Source organism: Pseudomonas sp. PVC-3-1 (assembly GCF_057444315.1).
This window is the reverse complement of the sequence record NZ_CM172023.1, coordinates 5,224,728-5,247,000: the sequence shown is the minus strand read 5'-3', so window position 1 is coordinate 5,247,000 and position 22,273 is coordinate 5,224,728. Positions and strand designations below refer to the sequence as shown.

Below are 22,273 nucleotides of genomic sequence, written 5' to 3'. Positions count from 1 at the left end.
GGCACCGGCGATCTCCGGGCAGAAGCTGTTTTCAAAGTTTTACGCCGGTGGGGCCTGGGACGTAGTGGGCTGGGCGCTTGAGGGAGGCGCCCAGACCGTGCGGCTGCCGGAATCTGTGCTTCGTGACGCTTTGAAAACAGCTTCTTTCGGACAATGACGCCAAAAAGGCGCATCCATTCTAATGGAATTAATGGGCCTTGGTAAGCCGATTTGCGTGGTGCCCGAGGGTGATCTTGCCTAGACAAAGGGCTAACATGCCCGCTTTGCCAGCTATCTGTTCAGCCATGTCTTCGCAACGCATCAAAACCCCCTGTGTCGGGCTCTGCTCGACGGTCTATGGCGACCTGGTCTGCCGTGGCTGCAAGCGCTTCCACCACGAAGTGGTGAACTGGAATCGCTACGGCGACGAGGAGAAGCGGGCGGTCCTGAGCCGTCTGGAGATCCTGCTGACGCAGGTGATGATGGCCAAGCTGGAAGTCTTCGATGCGCCCTTGCTGCGCAGCCAGCTAGAGCAGCGACAGATCCGCTTCGTGCCTGAACAGTCGCCGTATTGCTGGGCCTACCAGCTAATCGCTCGCGGCTCGCGGATGATCAACCAGGTGGAGGCCTACGGCCTGGCGCTGCTGCCGGAATTCCGCGAATGGCCGCTGCCGGACCTGCGCGACGCCATCGACAAGGAGTTCTTCATCCTGTCCGAGGCACATTACGAGCGCTATATCGCGCCGAGCTTCCTGGCTGGCGCGCTGGAGTCGCGGGTCTGATCTCTTCTGGCTAATAAAAAAAAGCGCCCGGACGGGCGCTTTTGCTTTCTGTAGGAGCGAGCTTGCTCGCGAACCTTTTCCCGCCTGCTGCGATGCTGGGCGGTTCGCGAGCAAGCTCGCTCCTGCAGGTTGGGTCTCAACGTGATCGTCAGGGTTTGGCGACCAACTCCTCCAGGTGGGCGATGATGTCGTCCGGCTTGAGGACCAGGATGTCGCTTTCCAGCGTATCGAGAACCACTTCCGCGGTGTTGCCGATCAGCGCGCCGGCGAAGCCGGTCCGCGCCACGCTGCCGATCACTGTCACCGCCGCGTCGAGATTGTGCGCGGCGCGGGGAATCAGCACGTCCGCCGGGCCTTCCTCGATGTGCAGGTGCTGGTCGTCGACGCCGTATTCGGCCTGAAACGCCTTGCAGGCCTCGCGGTACTTGGCCTCGATGGTCTCGCTGAGCTGGAAGGTCGGGTCGGCGGCCGAGAGCATCGGCGAGGGGTGGGCACTGATCACGTGCAATTGGCCATGGGCGAGGCCGGCGATGTCATAGGCGTGGCTGACGATCCCTGAGTGCAGGGTGCGGTGCTCGATGTCGTTGTTGCCCACGTCCACGGCGGCGAGGATGTTACGCCCCGCCCAGGGCAGGCTGGTCTTCACCAGCAGCACCGGTGACGGACAGAAGCGCAGCAGCTTCCAGTCGTCGGGAGTGAGCAGGGCTTTCTTCAGCGGGTTGTCCGGGCTGTGCTGCTTGATCACCAGCCCGCAGCCTTCGGCCTGCTGCTCGGCGATGATGGTCTGGTGCAGGTTGTCCTTCCAGGCTTGGCGGCTGGAAGCGCTGAAGCCCTCCTGGCGCAGCACCTCGGCGACTTCCTCGAGCTTGGCGCTGTAGTCGGCGCGCCGCTCGCAGGCCAGCAGGTGCAGGTGCGACTGGGTCACGCTGGCGATCAGGCGGGCCCGTTTCAGCGCGAGACCTTCCGGCTGGTCCGGGTCCACGACTACGAGGATGCTACGGATGGCTTGCATGATCGTCTCCCTTCGTGCGCGTTGTTTATGTGGAACCACTGTAGTCGGGATATCTCATTCATGACGTTGAGGCATATCAACGCCGGAAGCTGGTTCCGCGCGGCGGCATTCGTATAATGCTCCGCCTTTATGACACCGGCCAGCCGGTGGGTCGCGTCCTCGGAGTTCGTTGTTGTTGGAGTGGAGCATGCTGTCTGAAATCAGGGAATTCCTCGGTTGTGCCACGCCGGACGCGTGGGTGGAAGCCGCGCTGCGGGATCAGGCGGTCATGCTGATCGACCACAAGAACAACGAGTTCAAGGCTGCCAGCACGGCCCTGGCCCTGATCGCCAAGTACAGCGCCCACGAGGAGTTGGTGAACTTCATGTCACGCCTGGCCCGTGAGGAGTTGCGACACCACGAGCAGGTGCTGGCAATCCTGAAGAAGCGCGGCATTCCGCTGCGGCCGATCTCTGCCGGCCGCTATGCCTCCGGCCTGCGCGCCGTGGTGCGTAACCACGAACCGCAGAAGCTGGTGGATACCCTGATCGTTGGCGCCTTCATCGAATGCCGCAGTTGCGAGCGTTTCGCTGCGCTGGTGGAGCACCTGGATGCCGATCTGGCGAAGTTCTACGGCTCGCTGCTCAAATCCGAGGCGCGGCACTTCCAAGGCTACCTGAGTCTGGCGCGGCGTTATGGTGATGACGCTGACATTGACCGCCGCGTGGCGGAGATCCGCGAAGTGGAGGCTGGGCTGATCCAGTCGCCGGACCGCGAGTTTCGTTTCCACAGCGGCGTGCCGGTCGAGCTGGCAGCCTGATCTTCCTGTCGAAATAAGAAAGCGCCCGACTGGGCGCTTTTTCATTTCGGCTCTTCGTAGGAGCGAGCTTGCTCGCGAACCAGCCCAGCGCCGGAGCTTCTGGGAAATACATTCGCGAGCAAGCTCGCTCCTACAGATACCGATTCAGTCCTTCACCTTCAGGTCCAGCGCCAGGTCGCGCGCGGCCTTGGTGGCCAGAACCCCCATCAACTGGCCGATCTCGTCCTGGCGGCTGCTGGCGTTGGTCTGGCCGCCGGCCATCATCACACTGGGAACCGGAGCCTGAGCAGCGGCTTCGGCCCACACCTTGTTGATCGCGATCAGCGCGTCCAGCTTGGGCTGCAGCGCACCGTCCGCCTTGATCACGGCTTCACGCGCATAGGCCTCGGCGTCGGCGGTGATCTTGGTGGCCTGCGCGGTGACGGTGGCCTTGTCACGCAGCAGTTCGGCAGTCTGCTTCTCGATCTCGGCGCGCTGCTTTTCGCGCTCGGCGTTGATCACGGCCAGCTGCTTCTCGGTTTCCGCCTGGGTGGTGCGCTCGATCTGGTCGCGCAGGGTTTCCTGGCGCTTGGCTTCCACTTCCTTCTCGCCGCGCGCGGTGACCAGCAGCTTCTCTTCCTCTTCCTTCAGGCGATTCTGGCGCGCTACGGCCAGCTCGGCCAAAGCCTGCTGAACCTTGACCATGCGTTGCTTGTACTGCGGGTTGGGATCGACGTTGGTGATGCGCGCTTCCACCACTTCCACGCCGAACTTGCGGAACTGCTGCTGCTTGCGCACCGGGAGCCCCTTGGCGTCTGTGACCTTCTCGGTGATGAACTGGCTGGCGTTGTTATCGCCGAAGCTGCCCTGTTCGGTGCCGGCCTGCAGGATGGCTGTCTGGTGCGGGACGGCGCCGCGCGGGCCGCGGACTTCCTTGCGCTTGATCAGGTACAGGCCGTCATTGAGCTGGTTCTCGAACTCCGCGGCGAATTCGCTGCGGGCACCGGCGTAGTAGTCGTCGGCGGTCATCAGCGACGCGGTGGCCTGCAGGGTTTCCTTGATTGCCGGGACCAGCGCGGTACGGATGAAGTTGTCCGGGTTGCGATATTCCTGTGCCATCTTCAGGAACTGCTCGCCTCCGGGTAGACGGAAGCGCGCGGAGGACTCGACCTTGGCGTCGACGTTGCCGAGGAAGACGATGGGGAAGGCTTCGATGGTGGCGCCCAGGGCGTCGTTATCCGGGTTGTTATCGTTCTCGTCCATGACCAGCACGGACTGCACGCTGATGGCCTTCTTCCAGGTGGTGGCGCGGCCGAACCACTTGGTGGCGTAGCCGACGTCGTCGACGATCTTCTCGTCGCCGAAGATGGTCCGCACGTGGGTCATGTACCCGGCTTCGTTGTAGAAGAAGATGCCGTTGAACAGGATGAAGGCGGCGGCGACCAGGGCCAGGGGCAGGGCGCCAAACTTGATGAGGTTTCCCTTGCTGAACATGTCTCTTCCTTGATTGAGCAAACCGCGAATGCTGCGTAAGGCGGTGGGTACCGGTCAAGAAGAAATGTCTGACAGTGCGGGTGGGTTAACGCCAAAAGGCCACCATTGCGGTGGCCGCGAGCCTCAGAGGGGGAAGGGGGCTTGCTGCAGGCCCTGTTCGTCGGCCTCCAGAGCCCAGCCCTGCCTGTCCCAGTCGCCGAGGACGATGCGTCGCGCGGGGCGGCCATCGATTTCCAGTTCGTGGACGGCGGGGCGGTGGGTGTGCCCGTGGATCAGGATGCGTACACCTTTGTCACGCATGATGCGCTCCACTTCCGCCGGGGTGACGTCGACGATCTCGCTGGCCTTCATGCGAGTCTGCGCGCGGCTTTCCTTGCGCAGCTTGCGCGCCAGCTTGTGGCGGGTGGCCAGCGGAAGGCTGCGCAGGATGAACAGGGTCAACGGATTGCGCAGCCAGCGGCGCAGCTTCATATAGGCCACGTCGAGGGTGCACAGGCTGTCGCCATGCATCAGCAGGATCTTCTCGCCATCCAGGTCGATCAGGCTCGGGTCGCGCAGCAGGGTGCAGCCTGCTTCACGGCAGAAGGCCTGGCCGATCAGGAAGTCGCGGTTGCCGTGCATAAGGAAGATGCGTGTGCCGGTATCGGACAATTCACGCAGGGCGCGGGCGATGGAGTGCTGGAACTCGTCCATGCCGTCGTCGCCGATCCAGGCTTCGAAGAAGTCGCCGAGGATATACAGCGCCTCGGCCGTACGGGCGCGGGTAGCGAGGAAATGCAAGAACGCCCGGGTAATGTCCGGGCGTTCCGCTTCGAGATGCAGGTCCGAGATGAACAGGACGCTCATCGACTCACTCGCCGATGACTTCTGCTTTCTCGATGATCACGTCGTCAGCCGGTACGTCCTGGTGGCCGGAGCGCATGGTGGTGGCGACGGTCTTGATCTTGTTGACCACGTCCATGCCGTCCTTCACTTCACCGAACACGCAGTAGCCCCAGCCCTGTACGGTCGGCGCGCTGTGGTTGAGGAAGTCGTTGTCGGCGACATTGATGAAGAACTGCGCGCTGGCCGAGTGCGGCTCCATGGTGCGGGCCATGGCGACGGTACCGATCTTGTTGCCGACGCCGTTGTTGGCTTCGTTCTTGATCGACTTGCGGGTGGACTTCTGCTTCATGCCCGGCTCGAAGCCGCCGCCCTGGATCATGAAGTTGTTGATCACACGGTGGAAAACGGTGTTGTCGTAATGGCCGGCCTTCACGTACTCCTTGAAGTTGGCCACGGTTTCGGGCGCCTTGTCGTCGAAGAGTTCAAGGGTGATATCGCCGAAGTTGGTCTGCAGTTTGACGGTGGTAGTCATCAGGGAATTCCGCTCTTTGGAAAAATCGAAGGCCTGTCAGGGGGTTGACAGCTTCGGCTATGATAAGCGCTTTGGTTTGGCTGGCCTACCCTGGCCGAACACCAGCATGATCAAGGACACCATGAGCAAGCCTACCGCCGATACGAAAGAAGCCACTGTTGCCGCCAACTTCCTGCGCCCGATCGTTGCGGCCGACCTGGAAAGTGGCAAGCACCAGAAGATCGTCACCCGCTTCCCGCCGGAGCCCAACGGCTACCTGCACATCGGTCACGCCAAGTCCATCTGTCTGAACTTCGGCCTGGCCAAGGAGTTCGGCGGTGACTGCCACCTGCGCTTCGACGACACCAACCCGGCGAAGGAAGACCAGGAGTACATCGACGCCATCGAGGCCGATGTGAAATGGCTGGGCTTCGAGTGGGCTGGTCAGGTGCGCTATGCGTCCAACTATTTCGACCAGTTGCACGACTGGGCGGTCGACCTGATCAAGGCCGGCAAGGCCTTCGTCTGCGACCTGAACGCCGAGGAAATGCGAGCCTATCGCGGCTCCCTGACCGAGCCGGGCAAGAACAGCCCGTTCCGCGAGCGTTCGGTGGAGGAAAACCTGGACCTGTTCGCCCGCATGAAGGCCGGCGAGTTCCCGGACGGCGCCCGCTCGCTGCGCGCGAAGATCGATATGGCCTCGCCAAACATCAACCTGCGCGACCCGATCCTCTACCGTATCCGCCACGCTCATCACCACCAGACCGGCGACAAGTGGTGCATCTACCCCAGCTACGACTTCACTCATGGTCAGTCGGACGCTATCGAGGGCATCACCCACTCCATCTGCACCCTGGAGTTCGAGGATCACCGCCCGCTGTACGAGTGGTTCCTGGCCAACCTGCCGGTCCCGGCGCAGCCGCGCCAGTACGAATTCGCGCGCCTGAACCTGAACTACACCATCACCAGCAAGCGCAAGCTCAAGCAACTGGTCGATGAAAAGCACGTGAATGGCTGGGACGACCCGCGCATGTCGACCCTCTCCGGCTACCGCCGCCGCGGCTACACCCCAGCGTCGATCCGCGCCTTCTGCGACATGATCGGTGTGAACCGTGCCGGCGGCGTCGTGGACATTGGCATGCTGGAATTCGCCATCCGTGACGACCTCGACGCCAACGCTAGTCGTGCGATGTGCGTGCTCAAGCCGCTGAAAGTGGTCATCACCAACTATCCGCAAGGCCAGGTCGAGAACCTCGAACTGCCGCGCCATCCGAAGCAGGACATGGGTGTGCGCGTGCTGCCGTTCAGTCGCGAGATCTACATCGACGCCAGCGACTTCGAGGAAGTCCCGCCGGCCGGCTACAAGCGCCTGATTCCGGGCGGCGAAGTGCGCCTGCGCGGCAGCTACGTGATCCGCGCCGACGAAGCCATCAAGGACGCCTCCGGCAATATCGTCGAACTGCGCTGCAGCTACGACGAGAACACCCTGGGCAAGAACCCCGAGGGCCGCAAGGTCAAGGGCGTGATCCACTGGGTGCCGGCTGCCGAGAGCGTCGAGTGCGAAGTGCGCCTGTACGACCGCCTGTTCCGCTCCGCCAATCCGGAGAAATCGGACGAGGGCGGCAGCTTCCTCGACAACATCAACCCTGACTCCCTGGTGGTGCTCAAGGGCTGCCGCGCGGAGCCGTCGCTGGCCAGCGCCACTGCCGAGGATCGTTTCCAGTTCGAGCGTGAAGGCTACTTCTGCGCGGATGCCAAGGACTCCAAGGCTGGTGCCCTGGTGTTCAACCGCACCGTGACCCTGCGCGATTCCTGGGGGCAGTAACGGATGGCTGACTTGCAGATCTACAGCACGCTGTCCAAGACCAAGGACGCCTTCAAGCCGCTGGTGGGCAATCAGGTGCGGATGTACGTGTGCGGCATGACCGTCTACGACTTCTGCCACATCGGCCACGCCCGGGTGATGGTGGCGTTCGACGTCATCGCCCGCTGGCTGCGCCATCGCGGCTATGACCTGACCTATGTGCGCAACATCACCGACATCGACGACAAGATCATCCGTCGCGCCCAGGAGAACGGCGAATCGTTCGAAGACCTGACCGCCCGCATGATCGCCGCGATGCACGAGGACGAGGCGCGCCTGTCGGTCCTGCGTCCGGACATCGAGCCGCGCGCCACCGGCCATATCGCCGGTATGCACGAGATGATCCAGACCCTCATCGACAAGGGGTACGCTTACGCGCCGGGCAATGGTGACGTCTACTACCGTGTCGGCAAGTTCGCCGGCTACGGCAAGCTGTCGCGCAAGAAGATCGAAGACCTGCGCATCGGTGCGCGGATCGAGGTCGACGAATCCAAGGAAGATCCGCTGGACTTCGTGCTCTGGAAGGGCGCCAAGCCGGGCGAGCCGAGCTGGGAATCTCCGTGGGGCGCCGGTCGTCCGGGCTGGCACATCGAGTGCTCGGTGATGTCCACCTGCTGCCTGGGCGAGACTTTCGACATCCATGGCGGCGGCCCGGACCTGGTGTTCCCGCACCACGAAAACGAGATCGCCCAGAGCGAGGCGGCCACTGGCAAGCTCTACGCGGCCAGCTGGATGCACGCCGGCGCGGTACGTGTGGATGGCGAGAAGATGTCCAAGTCCCTGGGCAACTTCTTCACCATCCGCGAAGTGCTGGAGAAGTACCATCCGGAAGTCGTGCGCTTCCTGCTGGTCTCCAGCCACTACCGCAGCCCGATCAACTATTCCGAAGACAACCTGAAGGAAGCCAAGGGCGCGCTGGAGCGTTTCTACACCGCGCTGCGCGGCCTGCCGCAGGTGGCGGCCCAGGGGGGCGAGGAGTTCGTCGAGCGCTTCGGTGCGGCGATGGACGACGACTTCGGTACGCCGGAAGCGGTTGCCGTGCTGTTCGAGATGGTCCGCGAGGTCAACCGCCTGCGTGAGAGCGATCCGGCGGCAGCGGCTGCACTGGCGGCGCGCGTGCGTGAGTTGGGTGCGCTGCTGGGGGTTCTACAGTTGGATGCCGACGAGTTCCTCCAGGCTGGCGCGGCTGGCAAGGTCGACGCGGCGCAGGTCGAGGCGCTGATCCAGGCTCGCCTGAATGCCCGTGCGGCGAAGAACTGGGGCGAGTCCGACCGCATCCGCGATGAGCTGACCGCGCTGGGCGTGGTGCTGGAAGACGGTAAGGGCGGTACTACCTGGCGTCTCGCCGAGTAATCGCTACCCGCAAATGGAAAAGGCCGCTGATCAGCGGCCTTTTTCTTGCGCGTCGACAACCTGTCAGGGGTGCAGGTGTTCGGCAGCGTACAGGGTGTTTTCCAGCAGGCAGGCGCGGGTCATCGGGCCGACGCCGCCCGGCACCGGAGTGATCCAGCTGGCACGCTCGGCGGCCACGTTGTATTCCACGTCGCCGACCAGCTTGCCGTCTTCCTGGCGGTTGATGCCCACGTCGATGACGATGGCGCCTTCCTTGATCCACTCGCCTTTGACCAGACCCGGCTTGCCGGCGGCGACGACCACCAGGTCGGCGCGGCGCACGTGGTCGGCCAGGTCGCGGGTGAAGCGGTGGGTCACGGTGACGGTACAGCCGCCGAGCAGCAGTTCCAGCGCCATGGGGCGGCCGACGATGTTCGATGCGCCCACTACTACTGCATCCAGGCCGTACAGGTCGACGCCGGTGTTTTGCAGCAGGGTCATGATGCCTTTCGGGGTGCAGGGGCGCAGCAGCGGGATGCGCTGGGCCAGGCGACCGATGTTGAAGGGGTGGAAGCCGTCCACGTCCTTGTCCGGGCTGATGCGTTCCAGCAGCTGGGAAGCATCGAGGTGGGCGGGGAGGGGCAACTGGACGAGGATGCCATCGATGGCCGGGTCGGCGTTCAGGCGGTCGATCAGCGACAGCAGTTCTTCCTGGGTGGTGCTGGCGGGGAGGTCGTACGCCTGGGAGAGGAAGCCGACCTCTTCACAGTCCTTGCGCTTGTGCGCGACATAGACCTGAGAGGCGGGGTCGCTGCCGACCAGGATCACAGCCAGGCCAGGGATGCGCAGTCCTTGCTGGCGGCGTTCATTGACGCGTTGGGCAATCTGCTGGCGGAGGCTGGCGGCGATCGCTTTGCCGTCGATCAGTTTTGCAGTCATGTCGGGGGGATAACCATTAAGGCGGGTGAAAAGAAGGCGCGCATTTTCGCATGCTGCCTCCATAAGGCAAAGGCGGGAGCCCGTGATTTGGCGTAACTCCTTTATCTCTTTGAATTTTTTTTAAAAAAGTTGTTGACGGGGTATGGCCTCATCGATAACATGCGCCCCGCTTGCCGAGCACAGCCTGAAACACGAAAGAGGCGGTGCCAACCGATTCGGTGGTTTCCACTGAGTCTGCTTAGCAAGGGTTGCCGCCACTAAAGCGCCCGTAGCTCAGCTGGATAGAGCATCCGCCTTCTAAGCGGATGGTCGCAGGTTCGAGTCCTGCCGGGTGCGCCAAGTGGCGTTCGGTACAAGCAAATGTAATATGGTGGGCGTAGCTCAGTTGGTAGAGCACAGGATTGTGGCTCCTGGTGTCGTGGGTTCGATTCCCATCGTCCACCCCATATTCCGAAGCGCCAGGCCCAGAGCCTGGCGTTTTCGTTTCTGCGGTACCCTGCGGACGTGGTGAAATTGGTAGACACGCTGGATTTAGGTTCCAGTGGCGCAAGCTGTGAGAGTTCGAGTCTCTCCGTCCGCACCATCTTCTTTCCATAAGCTCTCGCATCCGTGAATTTCCGCAGCTTCCAGTCAGGGTGACTTCTGCATTTCTAGCTACTAGAATGCTTGCCCTTGATTCTGGGAGCCGGAAGGACCGGCTTACGTCTGTGCCACGAGGAATATCCATGCAAGTTTCCGTTGAAAGCACCTCCGCTCTTGAGCGCCGCATGACCGTTGGCGTGCCGGCCGAGCGCATCGAGACCGAAGTCAACAAGCGTCTGCAGCAGACCGCTCGTCGCGCCAAGGTTCCTGGCTTCCGTCCCGGCAAGGTGCCGATGAGCGTGATCCGTCAGCGCTACGAAGCCGCCGCTCGTCAGGAAGCCCTCGGTGACCTGATCCAGGAAACCTTCTACGAAGCCGTGGTCGAGCAGAAGCTGAACCCGGCCGGTGCCCCCTCCGTCGAGCCGAAAGTGTTCGAGAAGGAAAAGGGTCTCGAGTACATCGCTACCTTCGAAGTCTTCCCCGAGTTCCAGGTTGCCGGTTTCGACGGCATCAAGGTTGAGCGCCTGCAGGCTGACGTAGCCGATGCTGACCTCGACAACATGCTGGAAATCCTGCGCAAGCAGAACACCCGCTTCGAAGCCGTTGACCGCGCCGCTCAGAACGACGACCAGGTAAACATCGACTTCGTTGGCAAGATCGACGGCGAAGCCTTCGCTGGCGGTTCCGCCAAGGGCACCCTGCTGGTGCTGGGCTCCGGCCGCATGATCCCGGGCTTCGAAGAAGGCCTGGTCGGCGCCAAGGCCGGCGAAGAGCGCGTTCTGAACGTGACCTTCCCCGAGGACTATCAGAACCTGGACCTGGCTGGCAAAGCCGCCGAGTTCACCGCCACCGTCAACAGCGTCGCCGAGCCGAAGCTGCCGGAACTGAACGAAGAGTTCTTCGCTCTGTTCGGCGTGAAGGAAAGCACTCTGGAAGGCTTCCGCACCGAAGTTCGCAAGAACATGGAGCGTGAGCTGCGTCAGGCCATCAAGTCCAAGGTGAAGAACCAGGTGATGGAAGGTCTGGTCGAGACCAATCCGATCGAAGTTCCGAAAGCCCTGATCAGCAACGAAGTCAATCGTCTGCGCGTCCAGGCTGTCCAGCAGTTCGGTGGCAACATCAAGCCCGACCAACTGCCGGCTGAGCTGTTCGAAGAGCAGGCCAAGCGCCGCGTCGTGCTGGGTCTGATCGTCGCCGAGCTGGTCAAGCAGCACGAACTGAAGGCTGACGAAGCCCGCGTTCGCGAAATGATCGAAGAGATGGCTTCGGCTTATCAGGAGCCGGAACAAGTTGTTTCCTGGTACTACAAGAACGACCAGCAACTGAACGAAGTTCGTTCGGTTGTACTGGAAGAACAAGTTGTAGATACTGTCCTGCAGAAGGCCAATGTGACCGACAAGCAGGTATCCTACGAAGACGCGGTCAAGCCTGCAGAAGCTCCGCAAGCGGCCTGATCCAGCGCTTCGTTCGATTGTCACAAGCCAGCCTTCGGGCTGGCTTGTGCGTCTATAGAGACATGACTTTTTATTAGGGAGTGATCGTCGGACATGCATAATCCTTATATGCCGCAAGTTCCGAACATTCAGGCCGCTGGTGGTCTGGTGCCGATGGTGGTGGAGCAGTCCGCCCGCGGTGAGCGTTCCTACGACATCTATTCGCGCCTGCTGAAGGAGCGGATCATCTTCCTGGTCGGCCAGGTCGAGGACTACATGGCCAACCTCGTGGTTGCCCAGCTGCTGTTCCTCGAAGCCGAGAATCCGGACAAGGACATCCACCTCTACATCAACTCCCCGGGTGGCTCCGTGACTGCTGGCATGTCGATCTACGACACCATGCAGTTCATCAAGCCAGACGTCTCCACCATCTGTGTGGGCCAGGCGTGCAGCATGGGTGCCCTGCTGCTGGCCGGCGGTGCCGCTGGCAAGCGCTACTGCCTGCCGCATTCGCGCATGATGATCCACCAGCCATTGGGCGGCTTCCAGGGCCAGGCCTCGGACATCGAGATCCACGCCAAGGAAATCCTCTTCATCAAGGAGCGCCTGAACCAGGTGCTGGCGCATCATACCGGCCAGCCGCTGGACGTCATCGCCCGCGATACCGACCGTGACCGCTTCATGAGCGGCGACGAGGCCGTCAAATACGGTCTGATCGATCAGGTCTTCACTCAGCGTCCTTCCGCCAGCTGAGTCTCCCCGCTGTACCGCGGCCGGTAATCCGGCCGCTCGCGGGCTTGAAAATGCCTGCGAATGCCTTCATCTTGTCCTTCACGTATATCCCCGATTGGAACGATCGAATGACTGACACCCGCAACGGCGAGGACAACGGCAAGCTGCTGTATTGCTCCTTCTGCGGCAAGAGCCAGCACGAAGTGCGCAAGTTGATTGCCGGCCCCTCGGTCTTTATCTGCGACGAGTGCGTTGACCTGTGCAATGACATCATCCGTGAGGAGGTGCAGGAAGCACAGGCGGAGAGCAGTGCGCACAAGCTTCCGGCGCCGAAAGAGATCCGCACCATCCTCGATCAGTACGTGATCGGCCAGGAACGTGCCAAGAAAACCCTGGCAGTAGCGGTTTACAACCACTACAAGCGCCTCAACCAGCGTGAGCGCAAGGACGACGTCGAACTGGGCAAGAGCAACATCCTGCTGATCGGGCCGACCGGCTCGGGCAAGACCCTGCTCGCCGAGACCCTGGCGCGTCTGCTCAATGTTCCCTTCACCATCGCCGATGCCACCACCCTCACCGAGGCTGGCTACGTGGGCGAGGACGTCGAGAACATCATCCAGAAGCTGCTGCAGAAGTGCGATTACGACGTCGAGAAGGCCCAGATGGGCATCGTCTACATCGACGAAATCGACAAGATCTCGCGCAAATCCGACAACCCGTCGATCACCCGCGACGTGTCCGGTGAAGGCGTTCAGCAGGCCTTGCTGAAGCTGATCGAAGGCACCGTGGCTTCCGTACCGCCTCAAGGCGGCCGCAAGCACCCGCAGCAGGAATTCCTGCAGGTCGACACCCGCAACATCCTGTTCATCTGCGGTGGCGCGTTCGCTGGCCTGGAGAAGGTCATCCAGAACCGTTCCACCAAGGGCGGCATCGGCTTCAACGCCGAGGTTCGCAGCCAGGAAGCGGGCAAGAAGGTCGGCGAGGCGCTGCGTGAGGTTGAGCCGGAAGATCTGGTGAAATTCGGTCTGATCCCCGAGTTTGTTGGTCGACTGCCGATCATCGCGACCCTTGACGAGCTGGACGAGCCTGCGTTGATGCAGATTCTGACCGAGCCGAAGAATGCGCTGACCAAGCAGTACGCCAAGCTCTTCGAAATGGAAGGCGTGGACCTGGAGTTCCGTCCGGACGCGCTCAAGGCCGTTGCCCGTCGCGCGCTGGAGCGCAAGACCGGCGCCCGTGGTCTGCGTTCGATTCTCGAAGGCATCCTGCTCGATACCATGTACGAGATCCCCTCGCAGAACGATGTCAGCAAGGTGGTGATCGACGAAAGCGTCATCGAGGGCTCCTCCCAGCCGCTGCTGATCTACGAGAACAGCGAGCAGCCGGCCAAGGCTGCACCTGACGCCTGAAACCAGAAGGGGCCCTAGGGCCCCTTTTTTCTTCCCATCTACCGCGCTTGTTTTTTCCCAGTCCTAACCCCATCTTAGGCCGAAGGGTCCAATCCCATCGTTTTGGCCAAGTGCCGCTGTAGAGCCGAATATCATGAAAACACTCGTCGAGTTGCCCCTGCTGCCCCTGCGTGACGTAGTGGTGTATCCGCACATGGTCATCCCGCTGTTTGTGGGCCGTGAGAAATCCATCGAGGCCCTCGAGGCCGCCATGACCAGCGACAAGCAGATCCTGTTGCTGGCGCAGAAGAATCCGGCCGACGACGATCCGGGCGCGGACGGCCTGTACCGCATGGGCACGGTGGCCACCGTCCTGCAGTTGCTCAAGCTGCCCGATGGCACCGTCAAGGTGCTGGTCGAAGGCGAGCAGCGCGGCCAGGTAGAGCGCTTCATCGACGAGGAAGCCTATTGCCGCGCGGAAGTTTCGATCATTGATGAGGTCTCCGTCGGCGAGCGCGAATCCGAAGTTTTCACCCGCAGCCTGCTCAGCCAGTTCGAGCAGTACGTGCAACTGGGCAAGAAGGTCCCGGCCGAAGTTCTGTCTTCGCTCAACAGCATCGATGAGCCCGGCCGCCTGGTAGACACCATGGCTGCGCACATGGCACTGAAGATCGAGCAGAAGCAGGAAATCCTCGAGATCACCGAGCTGTCCGCCCGCGTCGAGCACGTGTTGGCCATGCTGGATGCCGAGATCGACCTGCTGCAGGTCGAGAAGCGCATTCGCGGCCGCGTGAAGAAGCAGATGGAGCGCAGCCAGCGCGAGTACTACCTCAACGAACAGATGAAGGCCATCCAGAAAGAGCTGGGTGACATCGATGAAGGCCACAACGAAGTCGAGGAACTGAAGAAGCGCATCGACGCCGCCGGCCTGACCAAGGAAGCCCTGGCCAAAGCCACTGCGGAGCTGAACAAGCTCAAGCAGATGTCGCCGATGTCCGCCGAGGCGACCGTGGTGCGTTCCTACATCGATTGGCTGGTCAACGTGCCGTGGAAGGCCGAGAGCAAGGTGCGCCACGACCTGGACAAGGCCGAGGACATCCTCGATGCCGACCACTACGGCCTGGAAGAGGTCAAGGAGCGCATCCTTGAGTATCTCGCCGTACAGAAGCGCGTGAAGAAGCTCAAAGGCCCGGTACTCTGCCTGGTTGGCCCGCCCGGCGTAGGCAAGACCTCGCTGGCCGAGTCCATCGCCCGCGCGACCAACCGCAAGTTCGTGCGCATGGCCCTGGGTGGTGTGCGTGACGAGGCCGAGATTCGTGGCCACCGTCGGACCTACATTGGCTCCATGCCCGGTCGTCTGATTCAGAAAATGACCAAGGTCGGCGTGCGCAATCCGCTGTTCCTGCTCGACGAAATCGACAAGATGGGCAGCGACATGCGTGGCGATCCCGCGTCGGCGCTGCTGGAAGTGCTCGATCCGGAGCAGAACCACAACTTCAACGACCACTACCTCGAAGTCGACTACGACCTCTCCGACGTGATGTTCCTCTGCACGGCGAACTCCATGAACATTCCGGCAGCATTGCTGGACCGCATGGAAGTCATCCGCCTGCCGGGTTACACCGAGGACGAGAAGATCAACATCGCCTCGAAATATCTTGTACCGAAACAGACTGCGGCCAATGGTCTCAAGAAGGACGAGGTGGTCTTCGAGGAAGCCGCTACCCGTGACATCATTCGCTATTACACCCGTGAAGCCGGTGTGCGTAGCCTTGAGCGCCAGATCGCCAAGGTCTGCCGCAAGGCGGTCAAGGACGGTGGCAAGGCCAAGCGCATCGACGCCGTGGTGACTCCGGATTCGCTGGAAAACTACCTGGGTGTGCGCAAGTTCCGCTACGGCCTGGCCGAGCAGCAGGACCAGATCGGCCAGGTGACCGGCCTCGCCTGGACCCAGGTGGGCGGCGAATTGCTGACCATCGAATCGGCCATGGTTCCCGGCAAGGGTGCACTGACCAAGACCGGCTCGCTGGGCGACGTCATGGCGGAGTCAATCACCGCCGCGCTGACCGTGGTTCGTAGCCGTTCGAAGAGCCTGGGCATAGCCCCGGACTTCCACGAGAAGCACGATATCCACATCCACGTGCCCGAAGGCGCGACCCCCAAGGACGGCCCTAGCGCGGGCATCGGCATGTGTACCGCGCTGGTCTCAGCGATCACCCAGATTCCGGTCCGCGCGGATGTTGCCATGACCGGTGAGATCACCCTGCGTGGTCAGGTGCTGGCCATTGGTGGCCTGAAGGAAAAACTTCTCGCTGCGCACCGCGGTGGAATCAAGACTGTGATCATTCCCGAGGAAAACGTACGAGATCTTAGGGAAATTCCAGATAATATTAAGGCCGATCTCGTTATTAAACCGGTTAAATGGATTGACGAGGTCCTGCAAATTGCGCTGCAATACGCCCCGGAGCCCTTGCCCGATGCGGCTCCCGAGATGGTTGCAAAGGATGAGAAGCGCGAGTCTGATTCCAAGGAGCGAATCAGCACGCATTAGTTGGGGGGCTTTCTTGACACTGTTTTTGAGCCCTTGTTATAAAGCGGCACTTGCTTTGTCAGTTGGCAAACCAGCACCTGCTTTTGCTTACACCTAACACATAGAAACATACTCAACAGAAATAAGGGGACTTAGAGTGAACAAGTCGGAACTGATCGATGCTATCGCCGCATCTGCTGATATCCCGAAAGCTGTTGCCGGTCGCGCTCTGGACGCGGTGATCGAGTCCGTAACTGGCGCCCTGAAGGCTGGTGACTCCGTCGTACTGGTCGGCTTCGGCACCTTCGCTGTCAAAGAGCGTGCTGCTCGCACCGGTCGCAACCCGCAAACCGGCAAGCCGATCAAGATCGCTGCTGCTAAGATCCCGGGCTTCAAGGCCGGTAAAGCCCTCAAGGACGCTGTCAACTAAGCGTCTTTTTGGACTTGACCTGGACCGGTTCAACTTCGGTTGGGCCGGTCACGGAGCGATGACCCGGCTGGCGTAGGTCGGTTGGAATCATCAGGGGTCACGGGCTCAATGCCCGCAAGCTCCACCAGTTACGAGAAGGCGCATCCTCGGATGCGCCTTTCTTATATCCGCCTTTTTTCCACGCCGCGCCGCCATTGAAGGTGGGTCGTGGCCGCGTCGGGGGCCGCATGCTGCAAAACATCAGGGACAATTCCCAAGGCTGGATCACCAAGACCATCCTGGGCGTGATCGTTGTCCTCATGGCTTTGACCGGGTTCGATCAGATCATTCGCGCAACCCACCACGAGAACGTCGCTGCTCAGGTCAACGGTGAAGACATCGGTCTGCCGGAACTGCAGCAGGCTGCGGACATGCAGCGTCGCCAGTTGATGCAGCGCCTGGGCAAGGACTTCGATTCGTCCATGCTCGACGACAAGCTGCTCAAGGATTCCGCGCTGAAGTCGCTCATCGAGCGCAAGCTGATCCTGCAGGCCGCGCAGAACGACAAGTTCGCCTTCTCCCAGCAGGCGCTGGACCAACTGATCCTGTCGACCCCTGAGTTCCAGGTGGACGGCAAATTCAACGCTGACCGCTTTGACCAGGTCATCCGCCAGATGGGCTATGACCGCATGCAGTTCCGCCGCATGTTTGGCGAGGAAATGCTGATCGGTCAGCTGCGCGCCGGCATCGCCGGTACCGGCTTCGTCACCGACGACGAGCTGAACGCCTTTGCTCGCCTCGAGAAGCAGACCCGCGACTTCGCCACCCTGACCGTCAAGGCCGACCCGGCCAAGAGCAAGGTCGAGGACAGCGAAATCAAGGCCTACTACGACGCCCACAGTACCGAGTTCATGACCCCTGAGCAGGTCACCATCGACTACATCGAGCTGAAGAAGTCCGCCTTCTTCGATCAGGTCGAAGTGAAGAAGGAAGACCTCGATGCCCTTTATCAGAAGGAAATCGCCGGCCTGTCCGAACAGCGCGACGCCGCGCACATTCTGATCGAGGTGAACGACAAGCAGAACGACCAGCAGGCCAAGGCCAAGATCGACGAGATCAAGGCGCGCCTGGACAAGGGCGAAGACTTCGCCAAGCTGGCCAAGGAGCTGTCCAATGACACCGGCTCCGCCGCCAACGGTGGCGACCTCGGCTTCGCCGGTCGCGGCGTGTATGACCCGGCCTTTGAAGAGTCGCTGTACACGCTGAAGAAGGGCGAAGTCTCCGCCCCGGTGAAGACTTCCTACGGCTGGCACCTGATCAAGCTGCTGGCTGTCGAAGCGCCGGAGGTTCCGACCTTCGACAGCCTGAAGGCCAAGCTTGAGCACGAAGCCAAGACCCAACTGGTCGAGCAGCGCTTCGTCGACGCCACCAAGCAACTGGAAAGCTCCGCCTACGAGGCTTCCGATCTGGGCCAGCCGGCTCAGGACATGGGCCTGAAGGTGCAGACCAGCAAGCCGTTTGGCAAGGAAGGCGGTGAGGGCGTGACTGCCAATCGTCAGGTCGTCCAGTCCGCTTTCAGCCCGGAAGTGCTGGAAGAGGGCGCCAACAGCGGCGCCATCGAGCTGGACCCGGACACCGTGGTCGTGCTGCGCGTGAAGGAGCACCACAAGCCTGAGCAGGAAACCCTGGAGCAGGTGAGTGCCGATATCCTCAAGCGCCTGCAGGTCGAGCATGCTGCCACCGATGCCAAGGCTCGTGGCGAAGCACTGCTGGCGGGTCTGCGCGACGGCAAGATTCCGCTGACCCAGGCTCAGGAAGGCCAGCAGTGGAAGGTCGTGGAAGCGTCTGCCCGCGGGCAGGAAGGTGTCGATCCGGTCGTGCTGCAGAGCGTGTTCCGCATGGTTCGCCCGGAGGGCGCCGACAAGCCCAGCCTGGGCGGCGTCGCGCTGCAGAACGGTGACTTCGTGCTGGTCAAGCTCAGCGGTGTGAGTGAGCCAGACGCCAAGCCGACCGAGCAGGAGAAAGCGATGTATCAGCGCTTCCTCGCCTCGCGTAGCGGTCAGGACGATTTCTCGGCCTTCCGTCGCTACCTGCAGGACCAGGCGAAGATTGAGAAATTCGACGACGTCAAGAAGTAACTGACAAGGGCCGCGCAAGCGGCCCTTGTTCTTTCAGGCAAAAGAAAAGGCCGCATCAGCGGCCTTTTCTTTGTTTGGTTGAAAGCCTCAGTCGTCGCTCAGCGGGCCCATCGCCGTGGTGTTGAAGCCGCCGTCGACATAGAGGATCTCGCCGCTGATGCCGCTGGCCAGGTCCGAGCAGAGGAAGGCGCCGGCGTTGCCGACTTCCTCAATGGTTACGTTGCGCCGCAGCGGCGTCTGGCGTTCGTTGGCGGCGAGCACTTTGCGGAAGCTCTTGATGCCCGAGGCGGCCAGGGTGCGAATCGGGCCAGCGGAGATGGCGTTGACGCGAGTGCCCTCCGGGCCAAGGCTGCCAGCGAGGTAGCGCACGCCAGCTTCCAGGCTGGCCTTGGCCATGCCCATGACGTTGTAGTTGGGCATGGTGCGCTCCGCGCCCAGATAGGAGAGGGTGAGCAGGCTGCCGTTGCGCCCCTTCATCAGGTCACGGCCGCCTTTGGCGAGGGCGACGAAGCTGTACGCACTGATGTCGTGGGCGATGCGGAAGCCGTCGCGCGTGGTGACGTCGGTGAAGTCGCCGTCGAGTTGGTCGCCCGGGGCGAAGCCCACCGAGTGGACGATGCAGTCCAGGCCGTCCCATTTCGTCGCGAGGGCGGCGAACACGGCCTCGATGTCCGCATCGCTGGCCACATCGCAGGGGAAGCACAGCTCGGCACTGGAGCCCCAGCCGGCAGCGAACTCCTCGACGCGGCTCTTGAGCTTGTCGTTCTGGTAGGTGAAGGCGAGTTCGGCGCCTTCCCGGTGCATCGCTGCGGCGATGCCGGAGGCGATGGACAGCTTGCTGGCTACACCGACGATCAGTACACGTTTACCGGCTAGAAATCCCATGTTCAGTGCTTCCTTGTCTGCTGCTGGCTCATGCTTGCGTGGGCACCATGAAGGCTGCTTCCAGCAATTGCTGTGTGTACGCGTGCTGCGGCGCGGCGAAGACTTCATCGGCCATGCCCTGTTCGACTACCTTGCCGTGGCGGATCACCATCAACTGGTGGCTCAGGGCTTTCACCACTGCCAGGTCGTGGCTGATGAACAGGTAGGTCAGGTTGTACTTGGCCTGCAGCCCACGCAGCAGTTCGACCACCTGGCGCTGCACGGTGCGGTCCAGTGCCGAGGTCGGCTCGTCCAGCAGGATCAGCGCCGGCTTCAGCACCAGGGCGCGGGCGATGGCGATGCGCTGCCGCTGGCCCCCGGAGAACTCATGGGGATAGCGGTGGCGGGTATCCGGGTCAAGCCCGACTTCCTTCAACGCTTCAATGATCGCCTGCTCGCGCTCTTCGACGGTGCCCATGTCATGGATTTCCAGGCCTTCGCCGACGATCTGGCCTACCGACATGCGCGGGCTGAGGCTGCCGAACGGGTCCTGGAAGACTACCTGCATCTCGCGCCGCAGAGGCCTGACTTCCGCCTGGTTCATACCTTCGATGGCCTGGCCTTCGAAGCGGATGCCGCCTTGGCTGTTGATCAACCGAAGGATGGCCAGGCCCAGGGTCGACTTGCCCGAACCGCTCTCGCCGACGATGCCCAGGGTCTGGCCGCGCGGCAGGCTGAAGTCGATGCCATCCACCGCCTTGACGTGGTCGACGGTCTTGCGGAACACGCCTTTCTTGATCGGGAACCACACGCGCAGGTCGTCGACCTCCAGCAGCGGCGCACCGGGCTCGTTCTGCGCGGGGGTACCGCTGGGCTCGGCGCCGAGCAATTCGCGCGTGTAGGGGTGCTGCGGGGCCGTGAAGAGGGTATCGCAATCGGCCTGCTCGACGATGCAGCCGCGCTTCATCACACAAACGCGATGGGCGATGCGCCGGACCAGGTTGAGGTCGTGGGTGATCAGCAGCATGGCCATGCCCAGGCGCTGCTGCAGGTCGCGCAGCAGGTCGAGGATCTTCAGCTGTACCGTGACGTCCAGCGCCGTGGTCGGTTCATCGGCGATCAGCAGTTCCGGCTCGCAGGCCAGCGCCATGGCGATCATCACCCGCTGCCGCTGGCCACCGGAAAGCTCGTGCGGGTAGGCCTTGAGGCGGCTGGCGGGGTTGGGGATGCCGACCAGATCGAGTAGTTCCAGCGTGCGTGCACGGGCCTGGTTGCCGCTCATGCCCTTGTGCAGTGCCAGCACTTCGCCGATCTGCTTCTCGATCGTGTGCAGCGGGTTCAGCGAGGTCATGGGTTCCTGGAACACCATGGCGATGCGGTTGCCGCGGATGCCGCGCAACTTGCGCTCGGGCAACTTGAGCAGGTCCTTTCCGGCGAACTGGATGCTGCCGGAGGGATGGCTGGCGGTAGGGTAGGGCAGCAGGCGCAGGATGGAATGCGCGGTGACCGACTTGCCGGAGCCGCTTTCGCCCACCAGTGCCAGGGTCTCCCCTTTTCGGATGTCGAAACTGATGTGTTCCACCGCGCGTACGTGGTCGTCGCCGCAGAGGAAGTCGACGGACAGGTCGCGGACTTCGATGAGGTTCTCGTTCTGGCTCATGTCATTTCCTCGGGTCGAAGGCATCGCGGGCGGCTTCACCGATGAACACCAGCAGGCTCAGCATTACGGCCAGCACCACGAAGGCGGTGATGCCCAGCCAGGGCGCCTGCAGGTTGGACTTGCCCTGGGCGACCAACTCGCCCAGCGACGGCGCGCCGGCGGGCAGGCCGAAGCCGAGGAAGTCCAGGGAGGTCAGGGTGCCGATTGCGCCGGTGAGGATGAAGGGCATGAAGGTCAGTGTTGAAATCATCGCGTTGGGCAGGATGTGGCGGAACATGATCGCGCCGTTGCGCATACCCAGGGCTCGCGCGGCGCGCACGTATTCCAGGTTTCGGCCACGGAGGAACTCGGCGCGTACCACGTCCACCAGGCTCATCCAGGAGAACAACAGCATGATTCCCAGCAGCCACCAGAAGCTCGGCTGCACGAAGCTGGCGAGGATGATCAGCAGGTAGAGCACCGGCAGGCCCGACCAGATTTCCAGGAAGCGTTGGCCAAGCAGGTCGATCCAGCCGCCGTAGAAGCCCTGCAGGGCGCCCACTGCGACGCCGACGATGGAGCTGAGGACGGTGAGGATCAGGGCGAACAGCACGGACACGCGGAAGCCGTAGATCACCCGCGCCATCACGTCGCGCGCCTGGTCGTCGGTGCCCAGCCAGTTTTCCGCGGTGGGGGCGGAGGGCGCCGGCACGCGCAGGTCATAGTTGATGGTGTCGTAGCTGTAGGCGATCGGCGGCCAGAGGATCCAGCCGTTCTTCTGCGCAATCTGCTCGCGCATGTACGGGCTCTTGTAGTTCGCCTCCATGGGGAACTCGCCGCCGAAGGCGGTTTCCGGGTAACGCTTGACCACCGGGAAGTACCACTCGCCGTCGTAGCGGATCGCCAGTGGCTTGTCGTTGGCGATCAGCTCGGCGCCCAGGCTGAGGATGAACAGTGCGAGGAACAGCCAGAGCGACCACCAGCCACGCTTGTTGGCCTTGAAGCGCGCCCAGCGGCGCTGATTGATGGGAGACAGGCGCAT

Annotated in this window: 18 protein-coding genes and 3 tRNA genes; 13 read left to right on the top strand and 8 right to left on the bottom strand. The window is 62.2% G+C overall.

From position 1 onward, the window contains the following. Positions 1-284 precede the first annotated feature (284 nt). Complete coding sequence (locus AC2T4A_RS24030; RefSeq protein ID WP_478378350.1) at positions 285-761, top strand: DUF1289 domain-containing protein; 477 nt, start codon at positions 285-287, stop codon at positions 759-761. 148 nt (positions 762-909) lie between these two features. On the opposite strand, the gene AC2T4A_RS24025 is transcribed toward AC2T4A_RS24030, so the two are convergent. After that, positions 910-1,773: a universal stress protein gene (locus AC2T4A_RS24025; protein WP_416746681.1), complete on the bottom strand. Its 864-nt coding sequence runs from the start codon at positions 1,771-1,773 to the stop codon at positions 910-912. A gap of 187 nt (positions 1,774-1,960) precedes the next feature. Between AC2T4A_RS24025 and AC2T4A_RS24020 the strand changes: the two genes are divergently transcribed. Continuing rightward, positions 1,961-2,572, top strand: coding sequence for a MiaE family protein (locus AC2T4A_RS24020; protein WP_478378351.1), 612 nt, complete (start codon positions 1,961-1,963; stop codon positions 2,570-2,572). A 144-nt stretch (positions 2,573-2,716) separates the two neighbouring features. On the opposite strand, the gene AC2T4A_RS24015 is transcribed toward AC2T4A_RS24020, so the two are convergent. From AC2T4A_RS24015 to AC2T4A_RS24005, 3 genes are all read right to left on the bottom strand, one after another. Further along, complete coding sequence (locus AC2T4A_RS24015; RefSeq protein ID WP_478378352.1) at positions 2,717-4,045, bottom strand: SPFH domain-containing protein; 1,329 nt, start codon at positions 4,043-4,045, stop codon at positions 2,717-2,719. 123 nt (positions 4,046-4,168) lie between these two features. Further along, the gene (gene lpxH, locus AC2T4A_RS24010; RefSeq protein ID WP_486741981.1) at positions 4,169-4,891 is read right to left on the bottom strand and encodes a UDP-2,3-diacylglucosamine diphosphatase; all 723 of its coding nucleotides are present in this window, start codon (positions 4,889-4,891) and stop codon (positions 4,169-4,171) included. 4 nt (positions 4,892-4,895) lie between these two features. Then, positions 4,896-5,402, bottom strand: coding sequence for a peptidylprolyl isomerase (locus AC2T4A_RS24005; protein ID WP_081516469.1), 507 nt, complete (start codon positions 5,400-5,402; stop codon positions 4,896-4,898). Between the two features lie 121 nt (positions 5,403-5,523). Between AC2T4A_RS24005 and AC2T4A_RS24000 the strand changes: the two genes are divergently transcribed. Together AC2T4A_RS24000 and cysS are read left to right on the top strand one after the other, a co-directional pair. Beyond that, a complete protein-coding gene (locus AC2T4A_RS24000) occupies positions 5,524-7,206 on the top strand; it encodes a glutamine--tRNA ligase/YqeY domain fusion protein (protein WP_486743726.1) in 1,683 nt (560 codons plus the stop codon). 3 nt (positions 7,207-7,209) lie between these two features. Then, positions 7,210-8,598 (top strand): cysteine--tRNA ligase, encoded by a 1,389-nt coding sequence (cysS, locus tag AC2T4A_RS23995; RefSeq protein ID WP_486741980.1) that lies wholly within the window; start codon positions 7,210-7,212, stop codon positions 8,596-8,598. A 63-nt stretch (positions 8,599-8,661) separates the two neighbouring features. On the opposite strand, the gene folD is transcribed toward cysS, so the two are convergent. After that, positions 8,662-9,516 (bottom strand): bifunctional methylenetetrahydrofolate dehydrogenase/methenyltetrahydrofolate cyclohydrolase FolD, encoded by an 855-nt coding sequence (gene folD, locus AC2T4A_RS23990; protein ID WP_486741979.1) that lies wholly within the window; start codon positions 9,514-9,516, stop codon positions 8,662-8,664. A gap of 262 nt (positions 9,517-9,778) precedes the next feature. Here folD and AC2T4A_RS23985 point away from each other — a divergent pair. From AC2T4A_RS23985 to AC2T4A_RS23945, 9 genes are all read left to right on the top strand, one after another. Beyond that, a tRNA-Arg gene (locus AC2T4A_RS23985) sits at positions 9,779-9,855 on the top strand. Positions 9,856-9,886: 31 nt separating this feature from the next. Further along, positions 9,887-9,962 (top strand) — tRNA-His (locus AC2T4A_RS23980). Positions 9,963-10,014: 52 nt separating this feature from the next. Next, positions 10,015-10,099: transfer RNA gene (locus tag AC2T4A_RS23975), tRNA-Leu, on the top strand. Positions 10,100-10,241: 142 nt separating this feature from the next. Further along, complete coding sequence (gene tig, locus AC2T4A_RS23970; protein WP_416746692.1) at positions 10,242-11,552, top strand: trigger factor; 1,311 nt, start codon at positions 10,242-10,244, stop codon at positions 11,550-11,552. 93 nt (positions 11,553-11,645) lie between these two features. Further along, positions 11,646-12,284, top strand: coding sequence for an ATP-dependent Clp endopeptidase proteolytic subunit ClpP (gene clpP / locus AC2T4A_RS23965; RefSeq protein ID WP_081516473.1), 639 nt, complete (start codon positions 11,646-11,648; stop codon positions 12,282-12,284). 107 nt (positions 12,285-12,391) lie between these two features. Beyond that, complete coding sequence (gene clpX, locus AC2T4A_RS23960; RefSeq protein ID WP_017519553.1) at positions 12,392-13,672, top strand: ATP-dependent Clp protease ATP-binding subunit ClpX; 1,281 nt, start codon at positions 12,392-12,394, stop codon at positions 13,670-13,672. 133 nt (positions 13,673-13,805) lie between these two features. Beyond that, positions 13,806-16,202, top strand: a complete 2,397-nt coding sequence (gene lon / locus AC2T4A_RS23955) for an endopeptidase La (protein ID WP_486741978.1) — start codon at positions 13,806-13,808, stop codon at positions 16,200-16,202. Positions 16,203-16,338: 136 nt separating this feature from the next. Then, positions 16,339-16,611, top strand: coding sequence for a nucleoid-associated protein HU-beta (gene hupB / locus AC2T4A_RS23950; protein ID WP_003087931.1), 273 nt, complete (start codon positions 16,339-16,341; stop codon positions 16,609-16,611). Positions 16,612-16,838: 227 nt separating this feature from the next. Then, on the top strand, positions 16,839-18,728 hold the full coding sequence (locus AC2T4A_RS23945) for a SurA N-terminal domain-containing protein (protein WP_486741977.1): 1,890 nt from the start codon (positions 16,839-16,841) through the stop codon (positions 18,726-18,728). Positions 18,729-18,815: 87 nt separating this feature from the next. Here AC2T4A_RS23945 and fabI read toward each other — a convergent pair whose 3' ends face one another. The 3 genes from fabI to AC2T4A_RS23930 are packed head-to-tail and all read right to left on the bottom strand — an operon-like array spanning position 18,816 to position 22,273. Next, positions 18,816-19,613, bottom strand: a complete 798-nt coding sequence (gene fabI, locus AC2T4A_RS23940; RefSeq protein WP_486741976.1) for an enoyl-ACP reductase FabI — start codon at positions 19,611-19,613, stop codon at positions 18,816-18,818. A 28-nt stretch (positions 19,614-19,641) separates the two neighbouring features. Further along, the gene (locus AC2T4A_RS23935; RefSeq protein ID WP_486741975.1) at positions 19,642-21,252 is read right to left on the bottom strand and encodes an ABC transporter ATP-binding protein; all 1,611 of its coding nucleotides are present in this window, start codon (positions 21,250-21,252) and stop codon (positions 19,642-19,644) included. 1 nt (position 21,253) lies between these two features. Then, a complete protein-coding gene (locus AC2T4A_RS23930; RefSeq protein ID WP_416746706.1) occupies positions 21,254-22,273 on the bottom strand; it encodes an ABC transporter permease in 1,020 nt (339 codons plus the stop codon).